The following is a 16,337-nucleotide window of genomic DNA, read 5'->3' as shown; positions in this document are numbered from 1 at the left end:
GCCCCCCGACTGAATTCGGGGGGCGCGTTGATTTATCCCAGCGCCTCATTGCAGCGCCCGCAGACGCCCGCATGGGTGTGGCGGCCCACATCATTCAGGATTTTCCAGCAACGCTGACATTTCTCGCCTTCTGCTTTTTCGAATACGACGGCAACGCCTTCGATTTCCGGCACACGGAACGCCTCGGCCGGGGCGGGATCGCCGGTCACGGTCAGGCCCGAGGTGATGCACATGTCGTCCACGTCGAACGTGGCCAGCAGATCGCGGGTATCGCCATCCTCGACATGCACGATCGGTGCCGCCTCGAGGCTGGAGCCGATCACTTTGTCCTGACGCTGAACCTCCAGCGCGGCAGTCACGGCCCGGCGCACACGACGCACCTTGGCCATGTTGGCCTCAAGCTCGGCATCGCGCCAATCGGCGGGTGTGTCCGGAAAGTCCACCAGATGGACCGAACTGTCGTCGCCCGGGAACCGCTCCAGCCAGACCTCTTCCATGGTGAAGACCAGAACCGGGGCCAACCAGGTGGTCAGACGGTGGAACAGGATATCCAGAACAGTGCGCGCGGCGCGGCGGCGTGTGCTGTCTCCGTCGCAGTACAGAACATCCTTGCGAACGTCGAAATAGAAGGACGACAGATCAACCGTAGCAAAGTTGAACACGGCGCTGAAAACACCCTGGAAGTCAAACGCGGCATAACCCTTGCGCACCTGCTCATCCAATTCCGCCAGACGGCTGAGAACCCAGCGTTCCAGACGCGGCATATCCTCGGGCGCGACGCGGTCGGCCTCGGTGAAGTCGGCCAATGAGCCCAGCATGAACCGCATGGTGTTGCGCAGACGGCGATAGCTGTCGGCGGTGCCCTTCAGAATCTCCGGCCCGATCCGCTGGTCGGCGGTATAATCGGTCTGCGCCACCCACAGGCGCAGGATATCGGCGCCGTATTGTTTGACGACCTCTTCCGGCACGATGGTGTTGCCCAGCGACTTGGACATCTTGTTGCCTTTGGCGTCCAGCGTGAAGCCATGGGTTACTACATTGCGGTAGGGCGCACGACCCTTGGTGCCACAGGCTTGCAGCATCGAGGAATGGAACCACCCGCGATGCTGGTCGGTGCCTTCCATGTAAACGTCGGCGATGCCGTCCTCGGTGCCGTCCTCGCGATCGCGCAGAACGAACGCGTGGGTGGAACCCGAGTCGAACCAAACATCCAGCACGTCAAAGACCTGTTCGTAGTCGTCCGGGTTGGCAATTCCGTCGAGGATCTTTTCCTTGAAACCGTCGGTGTACCAAACATCCGCACCGTCCTTCTCGAACGCCGCCTTGATGCGGGCGTTGAGTTCGGCGTTGCGCAGCAGGTAATCCGCGTCGGTGGGCAGAGCGCCCTTCTTGGTGAAGCAGGTCAGCGGCACACCCCATGCACGCTGGCGCGACAGAACCCAATCCGGGCGCGCTTCGATCATCGAATACAGGCGGTTGCGGCCGGACTGCGGCGTCCACTTCACCAGCTCGTCAATCGACCGCAGGGCACGTTCGCGGATGGTGTCGCCCATCTCGCCCATACCGTCATCCAGCTTGCGGTCGACGGATGCGAACCACTGCGGCGTGTTGCGATAGATGATCGGCGCCTTCGAGCGCCACGAATGCGGATAGCTGTGCTTGATCTTGCCGCGCGCCAGCAGACCGCCGACCTCGGCCAGCTTGTCGATGACGGCCTTGTTTGCGTCACCCTCGCCGCCCTTGCGGGACAGGATGTATTTGCCGCCAAAGAACGGCAGATCAGCGCGGAACGAGCCATCGTCCATCACGTTGTAGGTGATGACCTGCTCCAGCATGCCCAGATCACGGTACAGCTCGAATTCCTCCATCCCGTGGGACGGCGCGCAGTGGACGAAACCGGTGCCTTCGGTATCGGTCACGAAGTCAGCGGCGCGGAAATCGCGGATGTCGTCCCATTCGCCATTGCCGCCTTCGGCCCCGGCCAGCGGGTGAAGCAGCTGCACGCTCTCCAATTCGTCGGCGGTCACGTCGCGCACACGGGTCCATTGATCGTCGTTCAGACGGGCACGGCCCAGAACGTCAGCGGCCAGATTGTCGGCCAGCAGGAACTTGTCGCCTACCTTGGCCCAGCATTCCTCGGGCGTGCCGGTAACTTCGTAGAGACCGTAGGAAATGTCCTTGCCATAGACGACGGCCTTGTTCGACGGCATGGTCCACGGCGTCGTCGTCCAGATTACCACATAGGCATCATCAAGATCGCCCGCATTCACGACTTTGAACTTCACCCAGATGGTGAAGCTTTCCTTGTCGTGATACTCGACCTCGGCCTCGGCCAGGGCCGTCTTTTCGATGGGCGACCACATGACAGGCTTCGAGCCCTGATAGAGCGTGCCGTTCATCAGGAACTTCATGAATTCGTCCGCAATCACCGCCTCGGCGTGATAATCCATGGTGATGTAGGGATCGGCCCAATTTCCGGTGATGCCCAGACGCTTGAACTCTTCGCGCTGGATGTCGATCCAGCCCTCGGCGAACTTGCGGCATTCCTGACGGAAGTCGACGATGTTCACCTCGTCCTTGTTCTTGCCCTTCTTGCGGTACTGTTCCTCGATCTTCCATTCGATCGGCAGGCCGTGGCAGTCCCAGCCGGGCACGTATCGCGCATCAAAGCCCATCATCTGATGGGATCGCACGATCATGTCTTTGATGGTCTTGTTCAGGGCGTGGCCGATATGCAGATGACCATTCGCGTAAGGGGGGCCATCGTGCAACGTAAAGGGCGAGCGGCCCTTTTTCTCGCGCAGGCGGTCATAGACACCGATGGTCTCCCACCGTTCCAGCCATGCGGGTTCGCGCTTGGGCAGGCCGGCGCGCATGGGGAAATCGGTTTTGGGCAGGTTCAGCGTGTCTTTGTAATCAGGTGTCTGGATCGTGTCGGCGCACATTTGGGGCGTCCTTTGGATGATCTGGTCGTCTATTGGATCGAAGCGGTCGGTGCGAAGTCTCAAACACCTTTGCCCGGCGTCTCAGGAGGTCAGAGCGCCGGGGATATAATTCGAATAATGATGGCCATCCGGTCATGCATGGCGCGCTTATATGACGCCTGCACCTAATGGTCCAGAGGTTCTGCCCGCTGCGGCGAATGGCGCAGTTTTGCCCACCGGTTCAGCCACGCAAGACCGGCCAGCGCAAGGCCCAGCGCCAACAGCGAAAACACCCGGATCAGGCCGCCCAGACCGGCGATGTCGATCAGGAAGACCTTGACCACCGCCAGCCCGATCACCGCCAGCCCTGCCTTGCGCATCAGGTCGGATCGGCGGGCAAGAGATTGATAGAACAGAGCGGCCCCGATCAGCAGAAGCACCAAAGTGTAGGTATACAGTTCCGGCTGGGTGACGCCGTTGCCTTCATACATCCCCGCCGCGCCCTGCCAGACGTGACGGATCGTCAAACCCAACCAAACTGCGGCCAACGTCCCTGCAACGGCAAAGCTTGCTTGCATGATCGGTTTCGGCATTTCCCGGATCCTCCAGGCCGATCCGCCGATGGCCAATGCGGGCAACAGATAGGCAACGGCCAGCGTATTCAAAACCGGCGGCCCAAGCACCGGATCGGCATTCGGATCAAACAAGGGGTTCTGGTCCGCCAATGCCAGCAACAGATAGAAAAGGCCATGACCCGCAAAGAACATAGCAAGCAGGTATCGCAGGTAGTTCAGTTTGCCACCCAGCCCGAACCTCTGCACCTGCGCGAACGCAAGCAAAAGCCAGATGACGGCCAACAGACCCAGGCCCCAATGGCTGTTGTCAGCGCCGCCCTCGCCGAAGCCTTCAAGCCAACGCAGAAGCAGCAAGGAAAGCAGGATACCCGATGTCGCCCAGGCCGCACTTTCCAGCAGCAGCGCCGCCAGTGGGCGCTTCAACGGACGCAAAAGCCACCAGCCCCCGACAAATCCCAATGTGGCCACGCCATAGACCATCGCCATCTCGGACACCGGAGCGGAATTGGCCCAGTCCAGCCCGGGATCAAGCACCAAACGCACCGTGACGGTAAAGACACCGGCCCAGATGAACCAGCTCATCGGCGGCAGGATGAACCTGCGGTCCAACGCGGCCGCAACAACAACGCTGGCGACCAAAGCAACCGTAAGCGCCGCCGAGCTGAGCACGATGACGCAGGCAAAGACCAGACACGACAGCATGGACAGGGTGGCCAGTGCCGCCCGCATCCGGTCATCGCCGTCGACGCGGGCAAAGCGTTCAGCCAGAACCACCATCAACACAGCCAGCGCAATCGCGTGGAGCGCCCAAGGATAAGCCCCGATCACCAAAGCCGGATGCCAGCCTATTTCCAGCGCGATGGCCAGCACCGGTGCAAAAAGCGCGGCTCCTCCGGCCCAGACGGCGCGATACTGGCTTGCCTTGAATGACCGCCACGCCATCAGGGCCGACATCAAACCTCCCAAAGCGACCAGCACAGTGACCACCATCGGATAGTCGGCCTCGGGCGTTTCCGCGTAAGTGCCCGCAAACCTGTCCAGAACCGCGCCATTCTCAAGCCCATGAGAGGCGACAAAGACCACCAAACCAGCCGCAGGCAGGACGGTCAGGTCCCGGAGGGCCGGTGCATCCTTGGCCCATAGAAGCAGCGCCAGAACAAGGGCAGACAACAGGCTAACGCCCAACCAGAATTCGGGTTCCGTGTCCGCCCAATGCCAGGACAGGATCACTGTACTTGCCGCGATGGCCCCGGCGGCCAGTCGAGTTGGGAATTCTGGCCAGGGGCGGGCCTTTGGGCGGCGGATCATCTCAGTCAGCATGGGGCCCGCGTGATTTGGCCAAATGCGCCGCACCGGAATGGCGGTTGCCAAAAGCGCCAGCACCGTTGCCGCGATCAGGTATCCCGATTCCGTACTCGGCGCGCCCATCACCAGAAGCAGGTTCGCCGCATAGGACCCGAACAGTGTCAGGACCGAGATCCATGCCCAGCGCCGTACCGTGTCGATACCCAGCCCCAAGACGGCGACCAGAAGGAAATACGCGTAAAGCCACGACGGATCATCGGACGTGCCCCCGACCAGGAAAGGCGCCGCGAAGGCACCGATCAAACCGACCGCAGCCAGCAGCGGACCGTGGAACCACCCCAGAACGAGGCCCACCAGCGCGACAACGACCATCCCTGCCAGTGCCGTTTCGGCACCGATCAGGTTGTACAGCTGGCGCGCGGACAGGATCGCCCCGAACAAAGTGACAAGCCCGGCACCGGAAAAGACCGAGGGCAGATAGGCGGTTGCCACCGCTTCGTCATCACCGAACTTGCGGCGCAGGACTTCTCCTCCGAGGATCAGAACCGTGCCGAAACCCAGGGCAGCGACGACACGGGCCGCCGGCGGCAGCAAACCGTTTTCGACGCCGTATTGCACAAGGAAAATACCGGCCAATGCCAGAGACAGGGCCGAAACCACATAAAACCAGTTCTCGCGCAGCCACGCGCCCAAAGCCGCAAACCTGTCATGGCGAAACACGACAGCCGGAGAAGAAATCTCTGCATCCTGAGCGTCGGCACTGTTGTCTTCCTGCCGTTTTGGAGCCGACCAGGGTGCCGGCCTGCGCGGCTTCTCTTCGGCAGCAGGTTGCGTTGCAGGCGTTTCCTGTTCCGGTTGCGGCAGGACGGTCGCATCGCCTGAGGCCAATGCGTCGATTTGCGCTTCCAGCTGCTCTACCCGGCGACGCAATCGGGAATGCCCGACCAAAAGAGCGATCAATGTCACAGGGATGGCCAGAACTATCAGGCCAACAAGAACAAGCAGCGATTCCAACCGAGTCTCCGATCCTTTTGGAGGTCAGGCTATCTTGAGCCGTCCGAAAGTGACAGTCAGGAAAGCTGTGATCCGATCTAAAGCACCGAAATCGCCGGGCGCGCGATCGTCGGCCTGAAAAGGTCCGGGGTCTGCGGTAAGGCCCACTGCAACAACCGTCATCCCAGCGCCGCAAATTTCATGGGTGGAACAGGGACCCGACGAGATACGCGATCAGCGCGGCCAGCCCGCCGATCAAAAACGTCTCGATCCCCGACCGCCACCAGGGAGCCAGTGACCACCGGCTTTTGAGCGCGCCAATCGCAAAAAAGACAGCCATGGTCATCCAGGCCGAGATCGCGAACGCGTTCGGCACGGACGCCAGAAACGGCAGCAATGGGATCATCCCCGCCACCAGAAACGCGAAGAAGGTGGCCACAGCCGCTTTCATTGGATGCGGGTCGACACTGCCCAGACCATATTCACCTTCGATCATCAGGTTGATCCAGTTTTCGGTACTCGAGGTGATCTCTGCCGTGGCATCGATCAGAATGTCGCCAGACAGCCCTTTTTGCGCAAGGATCTCTCGCACTTCTTCGCGCTCACCATCCGGGTACAACGCAATGTGGCGTTCCTCGACCGCGCGGATGCGGCGAATGTTGTCCAGTTCGGCCTTGGTGCCCGAATAATTGCCCGCAGCCATCGAAAACCCGTCAGCCAGAACATTCGCCAGGCCAAGCGCCACGATAACGAAAGGGGAAAGACCTGCCCCTGCAACGCCTGCCACAATGGCAAATGTGGTGACGGACCCGTCGATGCCGCCATAGACGACATCGCGCAATACGCCGCGTCCGGGCGGCGCGTTGATCCGTTCGGCGATTTCCTGCGGGCTGTGACCGTGATCCGTCATGGCTGGCTCCTTTGACACATTCAGTGTGCCGAAGCGCAGGCCGGGGCGCCTTGCTTTGGATCAACCCTTGGAAAACAGGCCCTGCAAGGCGCGCTTGATGATGCCCCGCGTCGAAGGTTTGTGCCTGTCCGAGAAGGGCAACGGGCGGCACACCTCCATCGCGGCCACACCCACACGAGCGCTGAGGGCCCCGTTGACCAGACCCTCGCCGAACCGGCGTGACAGTTTGCTCAGAACGGAACCGCCCAGGACAGGCTCCAGCAGATCATCGCCGACTGCAACCGCCCCTGTCGCCACCAGATGCACAAATACACTGCGGGTCAGACGCCAGCCGCCCAACGTACCCGCGCGCCCGCCATAGATTTCGGCAACCCGGCGGATCATCCGCAATGACGCGGCCAGCGCGGTTATCACATCCGCAAGCGCCAATGGCACCAATGCGGTCACGGTTGCAACTTGCCGGGCCGCGGCCTCGACCTCGCGGCTGGCGGCTTCGTCCAGAGGCGCCAACAGCTCAACTTCGGCAAGCTCCAGCAGAGCCGACGCGTCGAACTGATCCGCCATCCGCTCGGCCAATCGTTCGCGGCCCCAGCGCGTGTCTTCCCGGCCCTTGTAGAATGCGATGATACGATTGGTGACTGCGCGGGCCTGAGCCAGATCGTCCTCTGCCAACGCGGTATCTGCGGCCCGGCGCAGGCCATCCACACGGGACAATCGCCCCAATGCGGCCAGTTCACGGATTGCGATCATAAGCGCCACAAGAACCAGCGCGGCGATCAACCCGGTTACGATCCACCCCAAAACAGGTGTTCGCGCCACCAGCGAAGTTGCAAAATCCCACGCGGCCACCGATACGGCCGCCCCGATCACTGCCAGTGCAAGCCCCCAGAACCAGCGTGCCAGAGCCGATGGTTTGCGCGCCGCCAGCCGCGCCGCGCTTTGCATCGCCTGCCCTTGTGGTTGCGCGATGTCCGGCACCGGCGGGGCCTTGGCGACATCGGCAGGGGGCTCATCCGTTTCAAGATCGATCAAAACCGGGCCTTTAGCCATTGATCACATCCTCGCTGCGCCAGACAAACCGTATGTCCGGCAGGTTTTCGTCGTTGTCCGCCCCATCGCTGCGAGCCACCTCGGCAAAGCCGTTACGTTCATAAAACCGGCAGGCTCGGGCATTGTTCTGAAACGCGTACAAGCTCAGCTCCGAGCGGGCCGATTTGGCGTGATCCAGCAATTGCCGACCAATCCCGCGGCCCCGAACCGAAGCATCCAGATAAAGCGAATGGATTTCACGACCGTCGAGCGCCAAAAAACCGACAACGCCGGCCTCAGTTTCGGCCACGGTCACCCATTCCAGATCAATCATTCGACCACAGAAAGCGATCGTCTCGGCGCAGCTGTGCAATTCAGGCATCCAGTCGTTTTCCAAGGCGAAACCGTGCAGGATCGACCCGATGGTGCCCGCATCCGTCGAGCGCGCGCGGCGCAGAATTATCGTCACAACCGATCTCCGATCAAGAACTGTGCCGCTCTGTCCAGCCGGATATGCGGCGGGCCATCACCGGGTTTCAGCGACAGCTTCGCCGGGGCAAAGGCCATGAAGCCGTAATCTTCGCCCAACCACGCATCAGCCCCGTTTCTGGCCGGACCCAACAGATGCGCTGGATCCTCGGGCAATTCTCCCGGGTAGAAGGCGGCCTGTTTGCCGCTCTCCAACAGGGTACCCCGAACGCATGGCAAGTCTGTCCCGTCGTGGTGGCGCAGTTCTTCGGTCGTGGCACGCAGCGAAGCCAGAGACAGGGCCTCGGTCCGGGCTCCGGCGAAATTCGCCCGATCACGCGCCTCACGCGTCAACGCCTCGATAATCGCGGTCAGGCGGGGGTGCTGCATGTGGTGCAGGTGGTCCGCTTTTGTCGCCGCAAAAAGGATGCGTTCAACCCTTTTGCCCAGCAGCAATTGGCTGAGCCACGCGTTTCGGCCGGGGCGAAAGGCCGACAGGATATCAGCCATGGCGCGGCGCATATCCTCGACCGCCTGAGGACCTTTGTGAATAGCGCCCAGCGCATCGACCAGAACCACCTGCCGGTCGATGCGCGAGAAATGATCGCGAAAAAACGGTTTCACGACCTGGGCTTTATAGGCCTCGTATCGCCGTTCCATCTCGCGTTGAAGCGTTCTGCGCCGCGACGGGCCAGACACCACCAACGGCGCAAAGGTCAGAACCGGAGATCCGGCCAGGTCCCCCGGCAGCAGGAACCGCCCGGGGGTACAGTCGTAATACCCCGCGTCACGCGCCTGATTGAGATAGGTCGTGAACGACGATGCCAGCGCCTGCGCGGTCGGCTCGTCATGCGCGCCGGAAGGGTCTGCGGCATTGACCTGCCCCAGATACTCGACCGCCTCCGAGCGGGCCTCGATACGTTCCAGTGTTTCCCGAGACCAGTCTGCATAAGACTTGTCCAGCAGGGCCAGATCCAGAAGCCATTCGCCGGGGTAGTCGACGATGTCCAGATGAACGGTGCGCGGTCCCTGCAAGCCGGCAAGCAAGCCGGCTGGGCGGGCTTTGAAGGACAGGCGCAGCTCTGACACCGCGCGCGTGCTGTCCGGCCAGTGCGGTGTCGGACCCGTTAGGGCGGACAGGTGCGTTTCATAATCGAACCGGGGCACGGTGTCATCCGGCTGCGGTTGCAGATAGGCGGCATTGATCCGACCTTCCTGCTGCGCAACCAACCCGGTCATGCGCCCCCGATCCAGCAGGTTCGCCACCAGCGAGGTGATGAAAACCGTCTTGCCCGACCGCGCCAACCCGGTGACACCCAGGCGGATGACAGGCTCAAAAAACGTCTCGGATACGCTGTCGCCGATGGTTTCGACGCCGCGCACAAGACTGTCTGCCAGAGATGAGATGACCAATCCGTCGCCCCGCAATTATCGTTTCACCCAAGATAGGTAGAGGGTACCGCACATACCAGCGCTTTCGCCCCCTTGCCCGTTCCCGCGCCGCGCTGTACCAGCGGCACATGCCCAGATACGCGTTGAAAGTCGAATACCAGGGGGAACCGTTTGCCGGATGGCAGCGGCAAAAGGATCAGCCGTCCGTGCAGGGCGCAATCGAACAGGCCCTGTCCCGTATCCAGCCGGGTGCGCATACGATTGCGGCCGCAGGGCGCACCGACGCCGGCGTTCACGCGTTGGGTCAGGTCGCCCATTGCGACATGGCCAAGGACTGGGACCCGTTCCGCCTGTCCGAGGCGCTGAACTATCACCTCAAACCGCAGCCGGTGGCGATCGTGGACGCCGCGCGCGTGACCGACGATTGGCACGCGCGGTTTTCGGCGGTCGAACGGCAATACCTGTTCCGCATCCTGATGCGACGCGCGCCTGCAACCCATGACAAAGGGCAGGTTTGGCAGATCAACCATCCGCTGGATGTCGAGGCCATGCAGGAAGGGGCGAACATGCTGCTGGGTCGCCATGATTTCACGACCTTCAGGTCGTCGATTTGCCAGGCGGCGAGCCCGGTCAAAACTCTGGATGAGTTGCGGGTTGAACAGGTTCAGGGCTTTTCCGGCCCCGAAGTTCATTTCCACGTAAGGGCTCGGTCATTTCTGCACAATCAGGTGCGCAGTTTCGTCGGAACGCTGGAACGCGTGGGCGCCGGAGCGTGGACCCCGGAAGAGGTGCGCGAGGCGCTGGAAGCTGCCGACCGTGCGGCCTGCGGGCCAGTATGCCCGCCGCAGGGGCTGTATCTGGCGCGGGTCGGGTATCCGGAACCGGTGTTCGACTGACCTAAATCGCACGCAGCAGCAAACCACTTGCGATCACGGCAATGATCAGCCCGGCCACCAGTTCGATGGTTGGGGCCAGCACCGATGCGAACCGAGTGGCTGAGGCTGAGGCCAGCAGACCTCCGCGAAGGCCAAAGGACGTCCATCCCACCAATGTCGTCACCAACGCCGTGCCCAATGCCATGGCAAAAGCCCCGGCGATACCGACCATCGCGATGCCCATCTGCCACGTCAGGATCAGCACGAACAAAGCCCCCGTGCACGGTCGCGCCGCGATGCCCGCAATCAGGATCAGGGCCTCGCGCAGTGAACCCACATTTGCAACTTCTTGCGCAGTCGGGCCATGGCGGTGGCCGCAATCTGAACAGACTTCTCCATCGTGGTGAGGGTGATGCGAGTGATCGTTTTCATGATGATGGTGCTCATGGGGCGACGTGGTATTCCGTCTCTTTGCAAAACTGCGCAAGGACCGGACCACCAGCCAAAGACCGATAAGTGCGATCGCTCCGTAGCTTATCGGAGCCATGACCTGTTCCGTCGTTCCAACAAGGCTTTCACGGGACATCTGGAACACCAACACCCCGGCATAGACCAAGACGACGGCCGTCACCGCCTGCCCCAGGCTGGACAATACACTGATCGCCGACAACCGCCAGAAGGCGACGCGACGACCCAAACCGTAACCCCCGATCAGGACCTTTCCGTGGCCGGGGCCGATGGCATGAAAGAACCCGTAGGCGAAACAGACTGTCAACAGCGTTGCCACCGCCTCGGGTTGCTCGGCGCGCGCGGCACGCAAGGATCGGGCGATCTGGTTCTGGAATTCTCGTTGCTCCCCCGCAGCCCAGGCCGCAAGACTGTCAAAGCCTCCGCTGCCCCAAAACCAGAGCAGCAGTACAATCGCCAGGCCGACAGGCAGGATCAGGTAGCGGGACATGAAACGCGGATCTCGGTCGCAAAACGTTCACCGACCAGAGGGATGTCATTTTCCTCAAGGTCATAGTCGGCGTCCAGGGTCAGCAGAAAGGCCTGCATCTGGGCCAGTTCGCCGTCGATATCCGGGTCAAACCGGTCAATCTGGCACGCGGCGGGGCCCGTCACGGTCACGGGCCGCGTCACCTCGTAGGCGGTATAAAACGTCTCATCAAACGCTTTCGCAGACAGCGCCGCGGCCGCGACGGAACCGGCCTCCACCGCCCTGAGATGCGTGGTGACAACGCGCCCGTCTTCAACTGTCGCCTGCGCCTCCATCGGGCCCGACAGCGCGACGTGGTTTCCGTCTGCGGTAACGACAAGATCGCCGTTATATCCTTCCACCCACTGCGTATCGAACCCGGTCAGGAACCGTTCTTCGCTTTCCGTCAGAACGCCGTCAGCATCCTGATCCAGCTTCATGTCTTCCAGAACCAGCAACGAGTAGAATTCGTCATACGCCCAGGTCACGCGAACATGGGTCAGTTGACCAGCGTCATCCACGATGAACTCCAGCCCGGTATCAATGAAGACATGCGGGTGGGCGTTGGCCTGCATCGGCAAACAAAGGATCATAGTGGTTATAAGGTAACGCATAGGCGCAAGATAGGTCTCCCTCCGCGTGGCGGCAACGACATTTTCACTCCCGATGCGAAATCCGGCCCACCATCAGGTCGGCGGAAACAGAACCAGTGTTTGCAGCGCTGTGCCCACCGGACCTTGTGTATCAAAGAGGACGGACTGAGACATGCCGATGCCGGAAGGCTGCCAATGCGAAATCGATGTTGAGGCCAGCCAATCCGAAACCGGTTCACGGTGGATATGCACAGTCAGGTCCGTATTCATGAACCCCATTTCCGTGGTCGGCGCATTCCATGAGATACCGTTTCCGCAATCGGCCAACGGGCACAGGGCCTGTATGGGCGATTGATCCTCGCCTTGCAAAAGCTGCGGAGTACGCATCCAAATCGTTTTGGGTCCGGCCCCCTGTTTTCCCCCTGCGGGATAGCGAATATCGCTGTAATGGGCAAAGCCTGGCAGGTCGTGGCGAATTTCACCTATCGGAAAAGGGCCATCGACAACGTTCTCTATTTTCGGCGCATCCATCTCGACATTCGGCACCTGCCCCAGATCGCGCCGCAACAGGTGCATGGTTGTTGCCGTGGCGCACAACGTATCGTCGAGATCGTGCACCGTGACCCGCGTAGTCCCGAGTGTCTTTGTGTGGCGCGTGGTCTCTGCCGCAACGCGAAGCCCGGCCAGCGGGAGCGGCCTCAGCAAATCGACAGTCATTCGGGTCAGCATCTTCTCGGGGCCGATTTCGGTTTCTGCGGCCCGAACGATCAAGCCGCTGACCGGCCCCGCGTGGCAATGTGCGGCAGACCAAGGCCCGCGCGCGGCATCGTTGCCAACAAACGCCCCGTCCTCGCGCTGATGAAAATAGGTCGTGTTGGTAAAGTCGAGCGCTTCGGCCATGTGATCCTCAGGTCTGTTCTTGCGCAAATCGTTTCCGTTTGTCTGAACCCAGGCGTTCAAACACTTTCCCCGTTCCGACTTTGGGGGCGAATTTGTTTGACACGCCGGCCTTGCGATCAGTTTCGCCATCACCGCCAGGGAAACATGCGTCATCCATCCGAATGACCTCGGCCCCGGTCATATCAGCAACGTCTTGCAGATGATCATGAATTTGCACGGCCAGGCTGAATGTCATGTTTTCGGAAATGTCCCTCTGAAGCACCGGGTCCGGGCTATACTTTTGCCGCAAGGATGGCTTAACTGCCCGGGCCCTGTCCACCGCAGTGACGGGACGTCACCACATCAAACATATGCAGGAGCCGCACATGGCGTTGTTGATCGAAACCGGGCTGTCCAACTGGATAAGTGATGACGAAATTGCCCGCAGTTTACAGGCCGTGTTACCGGATGCGGATATCCGCACCGCCGAAACGCTGGGCAATCCGGATGACATAACGATGCTGGCCGTGGTTGACATGCAACGTGACCACCCGACGCGACTGCCGAACCTGAAACTGGTTCAAAAGCTGGGCGCAGGGGTAGAGACCATTGTCAGCCATCCCGGTCTGCCCGGTCACGTTCGCATCGCCCGCCTGAAGCCTGACGCACCGGCACAGGGCATTGCCGAGTGGTTTCTGGCCTATATCCTGCGCGCTCAGCGACACATGGCGTTTCACGAAGCGGCCCAAACCCGCGCCGAGTGGTCCCCGCGCGCACCGGTTTTTACGCCGGACACCGTGGTCGGTGTTCTAGGTCTTGGCCACATCGGCGCCCGCACCGCGCGGATGCTGCACGCCGTGGGCTTTCAGGTGATGGGCTGGAGCCGTACGCCAAAAGCCATTGACGGCGTAACTTGCATCCATGGGCAGGACGCGTTGACCGGGCTTCTTGGCCAATGTGACCACGTTTGCGCAATCCTGCCTTCGACCCCTCAGACCGCTGGCCTGTTTGATGCCCGGATGCTGGCGGCGATGAAACCCGGTAGTCAGTTGCTGAACGCGGGGCGCGGAAATCTGATTGATGAGGACGCCCTCATCGCGGCACTGGATGCAGGGGTTCCGGGGCATGCCGTGTTGGACGTCACCTCGCGGGAACCTTTGCCACAAGACAGCCCGCTATGGCGCCACCCCGGCGTGACAATCACTCCACATGTTTCAGGCTGGCATCTGGGCGACGCCTTGTCGGATGTGGCTGAAAACTTCCGACGCCTCAGTTCCGGCGCGGCCTTGCTGCATGAAGTCAATCGTGATCAGGGCTACTGAATTCCGAGCTGATGATCAGGGCGTAAGGATCCAATTGCCGTTGCCGTCATTGCAGCGGCGGGTTCGGATTTCCCTGCTCTGATCACCGCCTTCCGGCTGAATCACATGCTGAAGACCAACGCAATTTCCCTGTACCGATCGCACCCGGATTGTCCCTTTGGAACCCGTGTCGTCATTCTTCCATGACCGTTCCTGGCCCACGGAAGGCGTACCGCTGGTCAAAAGCGCGTTCGAGGCTGCGTTGACCACTTCGAAATCTGCCGGAGACAATCCCATCTCGGCTATGATTCGAGAAAGGGGCTTGGCCTCGACCACAGTGCTCATCAATAAAATGCCGCATGCGGCGATAGCGGTAAAAAATAGGGCATTCATGGCGGCCTCGCAGAGCTGAAATCATTTGTGGTCAAGGTTATACCCCTAACCCGGCAGGGCCAAGCCCCTGACGCGAACCTTCAAAACACCCCGGACAGACCTGTCTGCGGGACTTCTGTTCGCAAGCCCGCAACGCGGGCGATCCGGGGTGGTTCAGGCATTGGCGGCACAGGGGCTGCAACCGACATTTGCCATTGCCCACAGCTCACCGGTAACACTTGTCCGACAGGGTGACGTCGCAAATTTCTGACCTTGGGGCTTCACAGGCGGGCCGGAATTTGCTGAAATCCAAGTAAATTCTGATTTTGAGCACTGGAGATTGTTCCATGAAACTACGCCCCGCCCTGCTGGCCGTCGCAGCACTCGCTTCATCCGCGACCGTTTTTGCATCCCCCATCTCGGCCAAGGAAGAAACCAAATCCGTGTTCGTCATGAGCCGCACTTGGGCGGTGACACAGGTTTCCGACGCACCAGTCGTTTATCGCGCCACGCGTGACAACAACAACCTCAACCCATTCGGTCCGCCACCGCGCCTGCGCACCGTTCAGGCCATTGCAGCGATTCAGCAGGCAACCGGGTGCAAACCGATCGTGGCCAGCATGTACCAGAACATCTCGGGCCAGTTTTTCTCGCAGGTCAGCTGCAACTGACACAGCGTCAGATCAGGCATTGAGGTCGCCCGACCGGCCTGCCATAGCTTGCGCATGAAACTCGCAGTAAACGGATTCGGCCGTATTGGCCGTACGATCCTGCGGCAGGTTCTGGCCCTGCCGGCAGGGTCAGATATCGAGCTGGTGCTGATCAATGACATCGCGCCGCTGGACACCTGTGCATACCTGTTCAAATACGACAGCACGTTTGGCCCTTTTCTCGGCGATGTGTCCGCAGGGGACGCCGCGCTGATCGTGGATGGGCACTCGATTCCCATGACCCACAGCGATGATCTGTCCCGCGTTGATCTGTCGGGCGTTGACGTCATGCTGGATTGTACGGGTATCGCCCGCAGTTCGGACGTTGCACGTCGCGGTTTGTCTGCGGGCGCAGGAAAAGTGCTGATCTCGGGCCCCTCTCCCGCTGCTGATGTCACCATCGTTCTGGGTGCGAACGAAGACCAGTTGGGCAGCGCCCGGATTGTGTCAAACGCATCCTGCACCACCAATGGGCTAGTGCCACTGGTCAAGGTCATCGACGATATCGGCGGTGTTGCATCGGGGCACATGACCACCATCCACTGCTATACCAACAGCCAACCCATGGTCGACGCGCCGCGTGGCGACCTTGCCCGTTCTCGGGCTGGGGCACTGTCGATGGTTCCGACCACATCGAGCGCGATGCACCTTATCGATGTCGTCCTTCCGCATCTGGCCGGGCGTATCTCGGGCGCGGCTGTCCGCGTTCCAACGGCAAGTGTGTCAGCCGTGGACCTCGTGGTCACATTGCAGCGCGGCATGAGCGCAGAGATCTTCGATCGAGCCCTGAAGCAGGCCGTTGCTGCATCCCCAGTGCTTGGCTGGACTGATTTGCCGCTGGTCTCGTCCGACCTGCGGTCCCGCCCTGAATCGCTGGTTGTTGCCGGGCCCGAGACCCGTATGGTGGGTGAAAACCAGGTCAGGGTCTTTGGTTGGTACGACAACGAATGGGGCTTCTCGGCGCGAATGCTGGACGTGGCCCGCCTTATGGCAGCCGAATAGCCGGGCGGCAACCTCAACACAATTTGGCCGAAA

At 61.1% G+C, this 16,337-nt stretch carries 15 protein-coding genes; 4 read left to right on the top strand and 11 right to left on the bottom strand.

Features of this window, described 5'->3' with window-relative positions:
* Positions 1-32: 32 nt before the first annotated feature.
* The 6 genes from ileS to FIU92_RS03325 form a co-directional block, all read right to left on the bottom strand.
* On the bottom strand, positions 33-2,945 hold the full coding sequence (gene ileS, locus FIU92_RS03350; RefSeq protein ID WP_152457208.1) for an isoleucine--tRNA ligase: 2,913 nt from the start codon (positions 2,943-2,945) through the stop codon (positions 33-35).
* A gap of 164 nt (positions 2,946-3,109) precedes the next feature.
* Positions 3,110-5,818: a DUF2339 domain-containing protein gene (locus FIU92_RS03345; RefSeq protein WP_152457207.1), complete on the bottom strand. Its 2,709-nt coding sequence runs from the start codon at positions 5,816-5,818 to the stop codon at positions 3,110-3,112.
* Between the two features lie 178 nt (positions 5,819-5,996).
* Complete coding sequence (locus FIU92_RS03340; RefSeq protein WP_152457206.1) at positions 5,997-6,707, bottom strand: VIT1/CCC1 transporter family protein; 711 nt, start codon at positions 6,705-6,707, stop codon at positions 5,997-5,999.
* Between the two features lie 60 nt (positions 6,708-6,767).
* Positions 6,768-7,757, bottom strand: coding sequence for a YcjF family protein (locus FIU92_RS03335; protein WP_152457205.1), 990 nt, complete (start codon positions 7,755-7,757; stop codon positions 6,768-6,770).
* On the bottom strand, positions 7,750-8,205 hold the full coding sequence (locus FIU92_RS03330) for a GNAT family N-acetyltransferase (protein WP_152457204.1): 456 nt from the start codon (positions 8,203-8,205) through the stop codon (positions 7,750-7,752). The genes FIU92_RS03335 and FIU92_RS03330 overlap by 8 nt, the downstream gene beginning before the upstream one ends.
* The gene (locus tag FIU92_RS03325) at positions 8,202-9,617 is read right to left on the bottom strand and encodes a YcjX family protein (RefSeq protein WP_152457203.1); all 1,416 of its coding nucleotides are present in this window, start codon (positions 9,615-9,617) and stop codon (positions 8,202-8,204) included. The genes FIU92_RS03330 and FIU92_RS03325 overlap by 4 nt, the downstream gene beginning before the upstream one ends.
* 107 nt (positions 9,618-9,724) lie before the next feature.
* Between FIU92_RS03325 and truA the strand changes: the two genes are divergently transcribed.
* The gene (gene truA / locus FIU92_RS03320) at positions 9,725-10,492 is read left to right on the top strand and encodes a tRNA pseudouridine(38-40) synthase TruA (RefSeq protein ID WP_152457202.1); all 768 of its coding nucleotides are present in this window, start codon (positions 9,725-9,727) and stop codon (positions 10,490-10,492) included.
* A gap of 1 nt (position 10,493) precedes the next feature.
* On the opposite strand, the gene FIU92_RS03315 is transcribed toward truA, so the two are convergent.
* The 4 genes from FIU92_RS03315 to FIU92_RS03300 all read right to left on the bottom strand — a co-directional run bounded on the left by FIU92_RS03315 (position 10,494) and on the right by FIU92_RS03300 (position 13,175).
* Positions 10,494-11,429, bottom strand: a complete 936-nt coding sequence (locus FIU92_RS03315) for a nickel/cobalt transporter (RefSeq protein WP_152457201.1) — start codon at positions 11,427-11,429, stop codon at positions 10,494-10,496.
* Positions 11,414-12,061: a DUF1007 family protein gene (locus FIU92_RS03310; protein WP_152457200.1), complete on the bottom strand. Its 648-nt coding sequence runs from the start codon at positions 12,059-12,061 to the stop codon at positions 11,414-11,416. The genes FIU92_RS03315 and FIU92_RS03310 overlap by 16 nt, the downstream gene beginning before the upstream one ends.
* 72 nt (positions 12,062-12,133) lie before the next feature.
* Positions 12,134-12,940 (bottom strand): thioesterase family protein, encoded by an 807-nt coding sequence (locus tag FIU92_RS03305; RefSeq protein WP_152457199.1) that lies wholly within the window; start codon positions 12,938-12,940, stop codon positions 12,134-12,136.
* A gap of 7 nt (positions 12,941-12,947) precedes the next feature.
* The gene (locus tag FIU92_RS03300) at positions 12,948-13,175 is read right to left on the bottom strand and encodes a hypothetical protein (RefSeq protein ID WP_152457198.1); all 228 of its coding nucleotides are present in this window, start codon (positions 13,173-13,175) and stop codon (positions 12,948-12,950) included.
* 130 nt (positions 13,176-13,305) lie between these two features.
* Between FIU92_RS03300 and FIU92_RS03295 the strand changes: the two genes are divergently transcribed.
* Positions 13,306-14,241 carry a glyoxylate/hydroxypyruvate reductase A gene (locus tag FIU92_RS03295; protein WP_152457197.1) on the top strand — a complete coding sequence of 312 codons (936 nt, stop codon included), beginning with the start codon at positions 13,306-13,308 and terminating at the stop codon, positions 14,239-14,241.
* A 15-nt stretch (positions 14,242-14,256) separates the two neighbouring features.
* On the opposite strand, the gene FIU92_RS03290 is transcribed toward FIU92_RS03295, so the two are convergent.
* On the bottom strand, positions 14,257-14,613 hold the full coding sequence (locus tag FIU92_RS03290; RefSeq protein WP_152457196.1) for a hypothetical protein: 357 nt from the start codon (positions 14,611-14,613) through the stop codon (positions 14,257-14,259).
* 326 nt (positions 14,614-14,939) lie between these two features.
* On the opposite strand from FIU92_RS03290, the gene FIU92_RS03285 reads away from it, so the two are divergent.
* Together FIU92_RS03285 and FIU92_RS03280 are read left to right on the top strand one after the other, a co-directional pair.
* Positions 14,940-15,263 carry a hypothetical protein gene (locus FIU92_RS03285; RefSeq protein ID WP_152457195.1) on the top strand — a complete coding sequence of 108 codons (324 nt, stop codon included), beginning with the start codon at positions 14,940-14,942 and terminating at the stop codon, positions 15,261-15,263.
* Positions 15,264-15,317: 54 nt separating this feature from the next.
* Positions 15,318-16,304, top strand: coding sequence for a type I glyceraldehyde-3-phosphate dehydrogenase (locus FIU92_RS03280; protein ID WP_152457194.1), 987 nt, complete (start codon positions 15,318-15,320; stop codon positions 16,302-16,304).
* Positions 16,305-16,337: the final 33 nt, after the last annotated feature.

The organism is Ruegeria sp. THAF33, assembly GCF_009363615.1.
GTDB lineage: Bacteria > Pseudomonadota > Alphaproteobacteria > Rhodobacterales > Rhodobacteraceae > Ruegeria.
This window is presented reverse-complemented; position numbering and strand designations above follow the sequence as displayed.

Excerpts from the sequence above, each read along its gene's own strand:
- truA (WP_152457202.1), top strand. The coding sequence starts at position 9,725 with ATGCCCAGATACGCGTTGAAAGTCGAATACCAGGGGGAACCGTTTGCC.
- FIU92_RS03335 (WP_152457205.1), bottom strand. The coding sequence starts at position 7,757 with ATGGCTAAAGGCCCGGTTTTGATCGATCTTGAAACGGATGAGCCCCCT.
- FIU92_RS03340 (WP_152457206.1), bottom strand. The coding sequence starts at position 6,707 with ATGACGGATCACGGTCACAGCCCGCAGGAAATCGCCGAACGGATCAAC.
- FIU92_RS03300 (WP_152457198.1), bottom strand. The coding sequence starts at position 13,175 with ATGACATTCAGCCTGGCCGTGCAAATTCATGATCATCTGCAAGACGTT.
- FIU92_RS03280 (WP_152457194.1), top strand. The coding sequence starts at position 15,318 with ATGAAACTCGCAGTAAACGGATTCGGCCGTATTGGCCGTACGATCCTG.
- FIU92_RS03310 (WP_152457200.1), bottom strand. The coding sequence starts at position 12,061 with ATGCGTTACCTTATAACCACTATGATCCTTTGTTTGCCGATGCAGGCC.
- FIU92_RS03285 (WP_152457195.1), top strand. The coding sequence starts at position 14,940 with ATGAAACTACGCCCCGCCCTGCTGGCCGTCGCAGCACTCGCTTCATCC.
- FIU92_RS03295 (WP_152457197.1), top strand. The coding sequence starts at position 13,306 with ATGGCGTTGTTGATCGAAACCGGGCTGTCCAACTGGATAAGTGATGAC.
- FIU92_RS03305 (WP_152457199.1), bottom strand. The coding sequence starts at position 12,940 with ATGGCCGAAGCGCTCGACTTTACCAACACGACCTATTTTCATCAGCGC.
- ileS (WP_152457208.1), bottom strand. The coding sequence starts at position 2,945 with ATGTGCGCCGACACGATCCAGACACCTGATTACAAAGACACGCTGAAC.
- FIU92_RS03315 (WP_152457201.1), bottom strand. The coding sequence starts at position 11,429 with ATGTCCCGCTACCTGATCCTGCCTGTCGGCCTGGCGATTGTACTGCTG.
- FIU92_RS03290 (WP_152457196.1), bottom strand. The coding sequence starts at position 14,613 with ATGAATGCCCTATTTTTTACCGCTATCGCCGCATGCGGCATTTTATTG.